Here is an 11,858-nt window from a genome sequence, read left to right on the forward strand (position 1 = left end):
TTATTTACTCCTGTGTCCGGCATCACCGTAAGATTCAGGTTCAGGAATCGCGGGGGGTTGTGCATCTTCCGGCGGCAGCGGTGGCTCGATTTCTCCGGCAGCTAATACCTCTTCAATCAGAGGAATCAATTTTTTAAGAGTCTGATTTTTTCGAAAGGCTTCCCGACATTCCTGGCGTACTTTTCTATCGGGTTCAAGCGGCCGATACGATGCAACCCTGAACGCAACAGGAACCACAGTATCAAATTTGATAATGTCAGCAATATCATACACAAACGATAACGGTTTGCCGGTATGTAAGAAACCTATCGCCGGAGCATACCCGGCCGCCAGAATCGCAGCTTCAGTCACCCCATACAAACAAGCCGTTGCCGCACTAATACATTGATTGGTGATATCCCCTTTTTGCCAGTCTTTGGGGTCGTACCGGCGCCCCTGCCAGTCAACCCCGTACTGTTTGGCAAGTATCTCGTAGGTTTTACGTACCCGTGCCCCTTCAATCCCCCGCAACTGATCGACACTCCGGCGCTCTGGCGCAGATTCTTTAAAGCGAAGCTCGAACATCTTGCGCACGACTTTTAAGCGTAACGTTTCATCCAGTGCTAACTTGGCCTGATATAGCAGACGATCGGATCGTGCCCCACCCGGCTGACCCACAGAATAAAGACGCACACCCGCTTCACCGACCCAAATCAGTAATGTGCCCGTGGTTGAGGCCAGTTTCACCGCAGCATGGCTAATCCGCGTACCGGGTTCGAGCAGAATACAAGCCAATGACCCGACCGGAATATGCATCCGTTCGCCATTAACTTCATCAATGACGACAAACGCCCCGTCACGCACATCGATTCGCCCCATCGCGACAAAAATCATCGAATTACGTTCTTTCATCGGGATCGGTTTTAGGGGAATGAATGACATTAGATCCTCCTGATCAACATCAGGCCACATCCCATCGCTTTGGCTCTGCCAAAACCCTCAGCATATTGACTTAAGAAGCGTTCAGGATCGGTGACCGTCAAAACCCCCTGTACATCAACACTCGAAAACCGAACATGATGTCTATGCTTTTCCCGACGATTTTTCTTATAACTACCGTGTTGGGTATAGCTCTGGATATCAGGCTGGGTATCCAGTTGGATTCCCCATTGGCTCAAGCGAGCATCATGACCGAACCACTGGTGCACGGCGTCATCCATATGTTGTTGCAACACATGTGGTTGTAGTTGTTCATCCCGAAGCTGGTGTTTGGTATGCATCACCACATCATGACGCTGCTGGCGGCCATCTTTGGTGATACAAACCGTTGGATTGACCCGTAATTGATAAGCAAGTTTCTGCCCGGCATGAAGCTGTGGTGCAAAAACTTTACTCTCGACCCGACAATGGCGGCTATATGGGTCTGGCTGGGTTTTCGAAAGCGTATAAAAGAGCGGTAATTGATGCGCATCGACGTCTTGGCGATAAATAAACTGACGTTTCTCATCCCGATAAAAAAGCTCACGCCACAACAGTTGATGAGAGGCGTATGCGTCATTTTGGTCAAGCTCAAGCAGAACCTTGGCTAAATTAGCAGAGGGGATGAGCGTAACTTTTGATAAATACAATTGCATGTTTTATACCCTTTCATTTGCCGGAGCCGATGATCCGCTGTCTTTACTCGCACGAGATTGCGCGACCGAGAGTTGATACATCGTGCGTGACTGAAACTGCCAACGGCCCCTATTTTCAGGTTCATCCCAAGGGAAAGTCGTGACAACCGTCTCTGAATCTTCCGGTTCAATCGCTTGAGGATCTTTTTCCCAAAAGTAGGTCACCCATCCATTGTGGCGTAGCAAAAAGTCATCAGCCTTTTGACTCCAAGTGAGCATGTGAAATTCAGTGTCTAAAGCAGCACGAAGGGAACCGTCAGCCACAATTTGTGGTGATAACGGCGCAGCAGGCGGGCAAGACTTACGGCCTAAATAGAGCGAAAACACCGGTGTTTTCAGGGCAGAATGAAGCTCAGCTAATGTATAAGCCGGCTCAGGTGTCAGAGTCACCGCAACCGTCCACATCCCATCACATCGATAATCCCGGCTGGAAAGTACCGTATTGAGGTGCGATTCAGACAGTTCGCTCTTGCGTGTCCGGTGCGTAAATTTCCGATCCGCCGACGGCACTTGGGTGGTGTGGTAATCACGGATCAGCGTGCCCGGAACGAGTTGCTTCACGGCAATTTCAACACTCTGCTGTAACGCTTGTAGTTGTGTTTCATTATCCCGCCGAATCCCTAATGCTGCCCCCAACAAACCTAAAATCGCAGAACGGGACGGGGCAACGGCTGTTTGTCGATCCCCGCCGACGGCTGGTAACCCCCAGCTCGCCATTGGGCCATAAAGACGAAATACGAGATAAGATCTCATTCCCCCTCCTTATTCAGCGACAAATTGCTGCAATTGTGTCAGAGAACCTTCTCCGGTAAATGCATTGATCCGATAACGGCTGTCGGCACAGTCACCGTAAATGGCGTCGAAATTCTCCGCTTGTTTTTCCAGCGCTTTAACGGCGGCTTCCCCCATATCAATATCCACAACCGGCTTCAGGAAAGCAACAGAAAGCGAACGCGGTTGCTGAGTACCTTTCTCTGCCAACACAAAACTCGCATAAGCGCGTGAGCCGAAACTGTTCTGTTTCCCGCTGGGTGATACCTTGACAACAGCTTCAGTCAGCGCCTGAATGGCCTGATTCGCCAGCGATTCATCGCCCTGTAAGCTGTCGATCAGTTGTGTTTTATTAATGCAGATATAGCTATAGAACAGCGCAGCAGCAAAACCGGCCTCGCCGATATGTGCTGAACCGGCATCAGTTTTACCATCGTTTAGATCATCAACCGCTGTAAAATAGTCATCTTCGACTGTCACCGAATGGACACTAATCGCATGGGCGACCTGACAAGCAGCTTCGACGTTAAATTCAGGAGAAGACGCGAGCATCCGACCAAATAGTGCAATATCCACGCTCGTCTGTTTGTTCTTGAGCGCCTTAAGTTCCTCAGCACTGGGGCCACGATCTTCTGCCGCCAGTATCGCAACCAGCGAAAGTGCAGCATCTTGTTCTGCCGGGCTGATATGGGCTAACTGTTCAATTTCAAGCGAGTCTTTTTTTAATTTGCCATATTGACCGGCCATTTCTGCCGCCCATTTTTGTGCCGATTTTTCTTTGACGCCTGCTTGTGTGAGTGCCTCAAATAAGCTCATACCAAATCGTTTGGTTCGAACGCCTAAATGTCCGGCCATCGCGGCTTCAAATAGGTCAGAGGTTCGCCAATGGCGTTTTAAACTTTGAGAACTCACCCGAAGACGCTCCGTCCCGCCCATGACGGCTGTTTTAGGTCGGCCTAAGTCGTCACGGTTCAAGTTGGAGGGGGCATAAGATGTAAGTAGGTGAAGCTGAATAAACTGACTCATTGTTAGGTATCCTTCATTCATCAATCGGTTCGCGGCACGGTGTCGTGCGAAGCATTAAAAAGTGATATTGCATGTCGGTTCACATGTGTTTTTAGTGTCCGGCAGCTCGGTAGTAGTCCATGGCCCATTGCACAGCAATACGTTTATCCGCTTTGTGAAGACGCATACTGTCATGTTCCTGAGACCATTGTTCGATGTCTTGAGCCAGCGCTAATGGCGAAACTTTACCTTTGACCTGTTGCAGGATGCGACGTAACCGACGCAGAAACTCATCTGGCGTTTTGGCCGCTTGCAGTTGTGCAAAACGCATTTCACTGACCGCTGATTTATCATTGTCCCCTTTTTTCCCCGCTGCTCGGGCAAATGAGGTTTCAGATTCAGCCGGAATGTAAACTAATGCCGCTGCAATGGTAGCCCAGCATTCGATATCTTGTGGCTTGGCTTGCCCGGTGAACGCTTCGGGGAGCGCCATCCATAACAACCGGAATCCTTCCGTCATCATGACACTATCAACCGAATCACACCGTTTCAAACGAGCTTTCACGCCACTAGGGGCCGGATAAATATCTGTTTTTTTCAGTTCATCTTTCGATAACACCATGCTTTGCCACCAGCGCAGTAAGGTATTCCTGACTGCATTATGATGACGGATGGAGAAAGATGTAGGCTTACTCTGTTCCATTACACCGCATCCTGTATTGTTGTCATTCGATAATCATTGATAAACTGCCGGACTGGATTTTTATCTTTGCTGCTATAGAGCCAGCCTTGTAATGCCCGGCGTGCTTTAATTCGTTTTGCCATATCGCGCTGGTTGACAAGTTCAGCCGACAAGGCATATTCATCAAACAGCGCCAGACAAAGGCGCCGAAGCTGTTCAAGCCACCGCTGTGCTTGCTCGGGGGCAAGTTGATCACCTTGTTGAGCCTGAGCAACCATCTGTTCAACTGCAATGAAAAAGCTCGTTTCGCTCCGTTGCCAAAAGGCCAGATCAATAAAAGAGGTATCCCCTTTGATATCTCCGGGCCGCTCGAACCACGCCTGTTTGATTTGAGTCCGGGTATGCCATAACGCTTCGTTGGCAAGCTTTTGTAAGCGTTGCACCTCACTGACAATCTCGTCTTGTATGGTGTGTTCCACCTCGAATAAAGGTAGAGCCACTGAATACCAGCCCCGGGCTTTCATGTTATCCATGTCATAACCGAACACCCACAAACGGGGCAGCTCGTTCAGTTTCGCTTTTCGTGCGATGGACTGATAATGCTTCACAACCGATGCACATCTGACGCCCAGATTCGGGCTATCGAACGTCAGCACATCCCAAATTTTATAGTTAATCCCGCCGGGCTGCCCTTTTATAGACAGGTGTTCTTCGTCCGGTTTTTTCGGATCCCATTTATAAGGTGTGAGCGGATGTTCCCAGTTGCCGCTGTAGTTACCGCCGTAATTTTTAGTCCGGTACTGGCTGACTGAGAATGTGGTTTCTTTGCCACTAATCTGGCATTGGCTCGTCGCCTGATCGACCTGTAAGCGGATGCGACGCGGCATAGCCCAAAACATATGCAAGGGATGCACATCTTTCTGATAGATTTCGCTATTCTTTTTCTGGCTTTCCCGTGTGGGAGCAAGCCAAGGGAAAAGACGACCATCATGAAAATCAGGATCATCGTAGTGCCACGCCTCCCGATTGATCACATTCAGCCATAACTTCTGCCATAACGAATAGTCACTGTTTGCGGGTAAAACTAACGTCGTCAGCGGCCCACCACCACGAAGACCGACACGATGCCCGACGCCACCGGCAGGCGCATTAATCTGCATGGTAAAGAGGGCCAGAGCGGCCATTTCCAACGACATCACGTCACCAATTCCACGTTTAATAAAATGGTCGGTGTTATGCCGGATGCCATTCGCCCCCGGCGCTTCAATCAACAACGCGGAAACGGGCGTTGTCTTCTGGTCATCCAACGGGTCAAGGTCTTGCATAAATAATGGCCCATCGCCAAGCAAATCAAAAGCATGAGCCATCGGTTCAAACACCGCCTGTAACTGAGCAACGGACGGTGACTGCCGAAAGTGCTCACGCCACTCGGCCGCATCTTGGGGGGCAAAAGCCGTTTGGAGCACCCCAATCGTAAATTGGTAAGCCGCGCCCTGAAAATCAGCGCGCGGGAGGGCAAAGTCCACAACGTCCGGATCACCAATACTGGTCAGGGCTAATACTTTCTCGGTGCCATCACGCATGCGAAATGGCAACCAAGGTTGTTGTAACAAGTTCATCACACCTCCTGTTTTTGCTGCATACAAAAACCTGCTGTTTCATCATAAGCAAATCGTGAGTCCGCCTCAGGCATCCAGAGTTGCAAATATTTGGCTGCCGGGTACGCCCGGTGTACGGATTGAATCTGTTCTTCACTAAGCAGCGCTAAATGGTCAGCAAATTTTTTCTTCCCGACTTTGACCGTACTCAAAGCCACAGCAAATTGCATATCATCAACCCAAGGAACCAACTGATCATTTTCGGTTCGTTTGAGTAAAAGCACACTCACCGTTTCAATATCACTGTAACGGGTACCAATTTCCTGATGATCTTCTGTCCAGTATTTTGAGCTATTCGTATGGTAACCATATCGGAAGTCAACCAACTGAGACCAAGCTTGATTTGCTTTGGCACACTCATCCCCCATCAGAGCCTCTTCTTGACTTTGTAAGCTGATGGGAATGCTGTCTGTTGCGGTATCACCATAAACCGCTTCAATCAATTGCCGCGCCTGTTCCGGCATTCGAATCGCTTCAAGCTGGCGTAAAATGCGTTGAGCAAGCCACAAACGTCCCGGTGAACGGTAAACAAATTCTGTATTGCGAAAGTTTTGACTCAGCCAATCCTTAGCCGGTTCCTCTTCCCACATCGGTGCATGAACATATAAAACCGGTGCCGGGCGTTGATCACTCACCTTGGGCATATGGCATCCGGTTGCATCCCGGGTGTGGCGGTGTAACCGACCGGCACGTTGAATCAGATCATCAATCGGACATAAATCAGAAATCATTACATCGGCATCGGCGTCTAAACTTTCCTGAAAGACTTGAGTCGCAATTAAGACCTTACCTTGCCGATCTGACCCGGTGCTTTTCTTACCAAACCACTGTAAAACTTGTGTCTCTATCCGCCGCCGATCATCGAGAATAAAACGGCTATGGAATAACAAACAGTCTTCTGGTTTTGCCAGTTGAGCACTGAGTAACCGATAGGCCGCCAATGCGTCATCCACCGAATTTCTCACCCAGACGACACATTGCCCCTGTGCCACAGCCGCGACAATGCGGTCCACACATGCTTGCTCATGATGAATAAAATCAACCTGAACCGCTCGGCTGACATCCGCACGACTGGCTAAAGCCTGCTCCCGGATCGGTGTCACGCTGCCATAGCTCAGTTGGGTGGCCAACGGGAAATGGGTTTGTGTGAGAAGTAAACGTGACTCTGACTCAGTATTTAGCCAAATATCAGCCAAACGCTGACGCTGTTTCAGCGAGAGTGTTGCTGTGAGTAAAATCGCTGACCCGCCTTGATGTAAATGGAGCCTGAGTAAGGCTTCAAGCAACTCAAACATGTAGTCATCTGCCGTATGTATTTCATCAAAAATCAGTACCTTTCGATGTAACCCTAATAAACGTAACGACTGGTGGCGACGTGGTAACACCGCTAATAATGCTTGATCGATGGTTCCCACCCCGACGGGCGCTAATAATGCTTTTTTACGCGAATCGGCTAACCACTGATTACATTGTGCTGTTGCACTGCGATCCGTCTGCGCATAATTCATATCCCTCGGCCCGGATTCCATTGTCGCTTGTTGAAACCGTTCATTCATTTCCCGGGCAGCATGAGCCAGAACGATACTGGGTATATTGTCTTGCTCAGCGACGAACATCTGCTGGTAGTGGTCTGCAACTCGGTCAAACATCGCATTTGAAGTAGCCATCGTCGGCAGACCGAAATAAAAACCGTCTGCGACATTTGCTGCCATCAGGCGGTGTGTCAGTGTTAAAGCCGCTTCTGTTTTCCCCGAACCGGTCACATCTTCTAACACAAATAACTGCGGTGCATCATCGAGCGGAACCTCTTCGGCCCATCGTTGCAATGGTGTCGGTTGAAAATGAAAATGAGCCTCTACAGACTGAAACGGTGCCGGACGACTCGATTGCGCTAAACCGAACGCTTGGATTGCTCTGACAGCCACATCTTGCACCTTATGCCAATAATCGCAAAGTGCTTCGGGTTGACTTCGATAGTGAAAAAACGCCTGATTTGAACCAACCCAGTCAGCCAACACAGCAATACCGGCCAGTTGCCAACTCACCTGTGCCAGACGGCTAGTCCATGCTTTGTCAGTGAGCTTTTCTAACGGTATATCCGGCCGGATTAAATGATAAACATCATGAACAAACTGCCCGGCGGCATCGAGATTATGCGGTTCGGTGAACTTTCTCATAGTTACCATCGCGGCATTTTCAACCGGCTGACCATGATGACCGAAGACACAATTGAGCATAATCATTAAGGTTTGATCGATGCGATCTTGTTCGTTTTCAGAATATGATACGAAAGTGGGAAGCTCTGCATAGACAGAATCTTTCAATACTTCCCAAAAAAATAACCCTAATCGGTCATGTCGATATTCGCGGCCATCGTATGTGCGACGGCAATGTGGTAACCATGAACCATCAGGTGGCCGATGTAGCGCCTGAAAAGCGGAGGCAAACTTGCCTAAATCATGTAACGTCAGCACAAAAGTAAACCAACGATTGAGCTGACTTGGTGAAATGCCCAGAAATGCAGCCAACTCACCGGTGAGTGGTTTTTCAGGATGTAATAGTTGTTGCCCGACAGCAGCTACATCAAGACAATGATAAGGCAAAAGATGGTAGTCATCCCCATGATATGTCAGTGCTTGACTCGCCTTGCCCCAGTACAAGAAGTAGGCAGGTTCTTCCATGAGAGGTTGATTCCAGTAATCAATTGAATGTTATCAAAAATAACACACCTCTTGTTTTAAATACGGGAAAAATAACAGACTAAGAAGAAGTTCAAGCTTATTTACACAATTAATAACAACACAGTCAATAATCATGTTTGTCAGCACTCAATTTATCCCCGAATGTACGGGGAATGCGAACTAAATGAGGACTGGAACGACGATATTTATGGCTCATCCCCGTGCATACGGGGAACACCAAGAAAGCGCCGAGGCAACGGTTAGCGAGCTCGGTTCATCCCCGTGCATACGGGGAACACAACAAGCGAGCAAGGATCGTCTTACTGTTATGCGGTTCATCCCCGTGCATACGGGGAACACGACATAATCCACCCCAGCATTGTCCAATTCAGCGGTTCATCCCCGTGCATACGGGGAACACTAATTGTAGTCATTTGATTTATAAATACAAATTTCGACATTCACAATCTACCAACATTTGGAGGTGGTTTTAAAGGTTATCAATATGGTCGGTTATGAAGCTATCGTAGGTTTAGTGTGCAATTAATTCATCCATGAATTTTTACCCTGAGTACATCGATCCTATTGGCTTTGTATATGTTTCTCTGAATTCAAATAAAATTCTGAACAAAGAAAACCATTCATGGAAGAATGGTTAGGCTTTTCCGGGCAGGACGCCTGTAAAGGCAGTTCTGGACAACGCGTGACCAAGCCAAACAAAAAAGATTTTCTGGTTACGCTTGCATCTTGGCAAGAGTCACTGACGCACAGAGCACCAATGCCGCTGAAATCGGAGAAATCGATTGTGCGTCAAAGTTCGGGGCTGGAGACTAGGAGAATAAAAACAGTGGTGCAGTGATTTGATGCGCGATTAATTTTGCCGATTTCAACCATATTCTGCAAATTTGCCCAGTTCCTTTTGAACAATTCAAAAGGAACTAAAACCATCGATTAAAACGACCAGCTAACGACAAGCCACTTCTTTCGCGTCGGATTCATAAACCCCATCAAAAGATAAGAGCCGAACCTCTATGACAGCCCCAAAATATTCAATTTTAACCCGTGGGTCATCTTGCTGTTTCAACTGAGCGCTGAAAGTTTCATAAAGGGATGCAATAAAGTCCCTGACAGATTGATCAGCATCAACCAGAGTGTGAGATGATTTATCTTGTTTCATATGCCTACCAACACCGTTTATAAAGTAAGTGATAACATGATGTAATCGCTTACTTTTATTTTTATCTACATGAATGATTTATATTTTGCTCTCCATTTTTAAAAGGAGAACACAATGGAAATCAATCAAATTATTCTTAATAACAACTTATTCAGATATTCTTTGTATAAGAATCGTCAATCTGAATCAGAACATGTGGTCATTTTTCTGCTTGGTGCTTTACAGGAGATCGAATCTGTTGATTCATTCTCTCGTAAATTTTCTGAGCATCTGGATTGCTTCACTATAGAAGTTCCCGGAACTGGATGTACTAAACCGCTTGACGCCAGCATTAGTATTCGAGAGCAGGCCATGATGCTTTTAGAATTTATTCATTATATGGGTATGAAAAAAATCCATATAATTGCCTTATCATATGCAACAGCAATATCGGTTGAACTTTGTGATCTCTGCCCCGATATCTTTAGTCTATCGATATGTGGCGGACTGCCAAGCATCCCAGAATCAGGCAGATATGCGACCAAAAAAATGATTGCTGCATCAATGGGCGATAGCAAAGAATTCGCCAAATTATTTACTAATACCATGACAGTCGATAATCCTGATATCCCCCAAAATAAAGCAATCCGAAAAGTGGTCGAAAGAAACATATCTAAAATGTCACCGGATCGAATGAATATATTCTTTGAGAATACAGTCAGGCTATTAGTACATCACCCTGATAACATAGAAAAAATAAAAACGCCTTGCACTATTTGTGTGGGAGAATACGACCCATATATTACTAAAGAAAGCGTATTTAACTTTTCACAACAACTAACAAATTGTAACTTTATTATAATTAATAATGCTGACCACTTTGTTCATTTAGAGCATCCAGATAAACTATGTAATATTTTAATTGTACAGGCTGATACCTATATGAATTTAAGTAAAAAATTACAAGAATTTGTATGAATGATTGAGTCTTATTTTTAAATTTATATTCAACTTGGTCAACTTAAATCTATGTCCGTTTTAAGTTGACCTTTTACAATGACATGATAGGCATCACGTTTTATCTATAAAGTTCTGATAAACTCATCAGAACTTTAATCATTGATTTTCTTTCATTTTCTCCAAGTAATCTAAGTGCCTCTATCATTAAAGAATCTCGTACATGTTGAACCTGTCTAAGTTTATGAAACTCGGGGAACTGCTTCATTTCACTGATGAAATTAACATGAGCATCGAGATGAAAACCCTGCATAACTCTGAAACCGATAGATACAGGAAAGTGTATTGTTCTATTCGGATTTTCCAAAATGTTATACTGATATTCTGATAAACCAAGCACTCTCGATATAGTGTCAATAGAGAGATTATTTTCGTGTCTGAATTTTTTTACTGTAAGAGCAATTGAATGATAATAGTCAATTGCAAAGGCATTAATGTCCAGTACATCCGGTGGCAACAAATGACTATGATCTATCATACATCCATACTCTGCTTCTATCTGTTGTCTGAATGTCAGAAAAATTTGTTTTGATTCTTCATTGAGCATACAGAAAATCATCGATAAAAAAAGTTCTATGACTTCTGTTGGTACACGTCCGACACGAACAAGAGCTTCAACAACACTATCTCCCATGCCTCGGTAAAGTTTATTTTGCTTAAATCCATGAAAAAATGCAGTCATAGGAACCATAGTTATCCATGAATATGCTGCAACAACATGAATAGGACGCATCGATGAGTAGCTTTGATGCATATAACGTTTTAAAGTACTCCCTTGTATACCAGAAAACCGTTTATCTAGTTGACTGAATGTTAACTTTTGGACTCGTCTTACATAGGACATTGCAGCCGAAACATTAGAATTTAAACTTTTCATCACTTCATCTAAATGAGCAGTCTCTTGCTCCGATACTACTAAAATTTTCTTATTTCCATATTCAGCCATATATACTTAATCCAACTGTTAAAAAATCAATATTTCACTAATTATATAGGCACAAAGATTATTAATTTTATCAGATATGTCAATCTTGTTGGTGACTCATTTTTGAACAGAACAGATATTGATGATTTATTCCCTTCATATTCTCAATATATGTTTTCATTCAGCATTGATTATTGATTGACAGAACTCTGGGATTACTAAACTACCTATGCAGTGGTTAGCGGCAAAAACCTTTTTACCTTGTTAAAAATGCTTCTCTGTATATTGCTATTTTTATTGATTATTTTTTA

The 11,858-nt window shown here is 45.5% G+C and carries 11 protein-coding genes; 2 read left to right on the forward strand and 9 right to left on the reverse strand.

All coding sequences use genetic code 11. From position 1 onward, the window contains the following. The 7 genes from cas1e to BSQ33_RS17885 all read right to left on the reverse strand — a co-directional run bounded on the left by cas1e (window position 1) and on the right by BSQ33_RS17885 (window position 8,449). Window positions 1-921 carry a type I-E CRISPR-associated endonuclease Cas1e gene (gene cas1e, locus BSQ33_RS17855; RefSeq protein ID WP_088134818.1) on the reverse strand — a complete coding sequence of 307 codons (921 nt, stop codon included), beginning with the start codon at window positions 919-921 and terminating at the stop codon, window positions 1-3. After that, window positions 921-1,613, reverse strand: a complete 693-nt coding sequence (cas6e, locus tag BSQ33_RS17860) for a type I-E CRISPR-associated protein Cas6/Cse3/CasE (protein WP_021019900.1) — start codon at window positions 1,611-1,613, stop codon at window positions 921-923. The genes cas1e and cas6e overlap by 1 nt, the downstream gene beginning before the upstream one ends. A 3-nt stretch (window positions 1,614-1,616) precedes the next feature. Further along, on the reverse strand, window positions 1,617-2,405 hold the full coding sequence (cas5e, locus tag BSQ33_RS17865; protein ID WP_088134819.1) for a type I-E CRISPR-associated protein Cas5/CasD: 789 nt from the start codon (window positions 2,403-2,405) through the stop codon (window positions 1,617-1,619). A gap of 9 nt (window positions 2,406-2,414) precedes the next feature. Then, window positions 2,415-3,449 (reverse strand): type I-E CRISPR-associated protein Cas7/Cse4/CasC, encoded by a 1,035-nt coding sequence (cas7e, locus tag BSQ33_RS17870; RefSeq protein ID WP_021019902.1) that lies wholly within the window; start codon window positions 3,447-3,449, stop codon window positions 2,415-2,417. Between the two features lie 91 nt (window positions 3,450-3,540). After that, window positions 3,541-4,131: a type I-E CRISPR-associated protein Cse2/CasB gene (gene casB / locus BSQ33_RS17875; protein ID WP_021019903.1), complete on the reverse strand. Its 591-nt coding sequence runs from the start codon at window positions 4,129-4,131 to the stop codon at window positions 3,541-3,543. Then, window positions 4,131-5,729 (reverse strand): type I-E CRISPR-associated protein Cse1/CasA, encoded by a 1,599-nt coding sequence (gene casA / locus BSQ33_RS17880; RefSeq protein ID WP_088134820.1) that lies wholly within the window; start codon window positions 5,727-5,729, stop codon window positions 4,131-4,133. Before casA ends, casB begins: the two co-directional genes overlap by 1 nt. After that, entirely contained in the window at window positions 5,729-8,449 is a 2,721-nt protein-coding gene (locus BSQ33_RS17885; RefSeq protein WP_088134821.1) for a CRISPR-associated helicase/endonuclease Cas3, read from the reverse strand. Before BSQ33_RS17885 ends, casA begins: the two co-directional genes overlap by 1 nt. Before the next feature lie 643 nt (window positions 8,450-9,092). Here BSQ33_RS17885 and BSQ33_RS17890 point away from each other — a divergent pair. Then, the gene (locus BSQ33_RS17890) at window positions 9,093-9,308 is read left to right on the forward strand and encodes a hypothetical protein (RefSeq protein WP_088134822.1); all 216 of its coding nucleotides are present in this window, start codon (window positions 9,093-9,095) and stop codon (window positions 9,306-9,308) included. Window positions 9,309-9,413: 105 nt separating this feature from the next. Here the strand turns inward: BSQ33_RS17890 and BSQ33_RS17895 are convergent, their stop codons facing one another. Continuing rightward, window positions 9,414-9,626: a hypothetical protein gene (locus tag BSQ33_RS17895; RefSeq protein ID WP_021019906.1), complete on the reverse strand. Its 213-nt coding sequence runs from the start codon at window positions 9,624-9,626 to the stop codon at window positions 9,414-9,416. Window positions 9,627-9,740: 114 nt separating this feature from the next. Here BSQ33_RS17895 and BSQ33_RS17900 point away from each other — a divergent pair, with 114 nt between their 5' ends. Further along, window positions 9,741-10,583, forward strand: coding sequence for an alpha/beta fold hydrolase (locus BSQ33_RS17900; RefSeq protein WP_021019907.1), 843 nt, complete (start codon window positions 9,741-9,743; stop codon window positions 10,581-10,583). Window positions 10,584-10,683: 100 nt separating this feature from the next. Here the strand turns inward: BSQ33_RS17900 and BSQ33_RS17905 are convergent, their stop codons facing one another. Next, window positions 10,684-11,568, reverse strand: coding sequence for a hypothetical protein (locus BSQ33_RS17905; RefSeq protein ID WP_088134823.1), 885 nt, complete (start codon window positions 11,566-11,568; stop codon window positions 10,684-10,686). Between the last annotated feature and the right edge of the window lie 290 nt (window positions 11,569-11,858).

The sequence above is a fragment of the Vibrio gazogenes genome (assembly GCF_002196515.1).
GTDB classification, from domain to species: Bacteria; Pseudomonadota; Gammaproteobacteria; order Enterobacterales; family Vibrionaceae; genus Vibrio; species Vibrio gazogenes_A.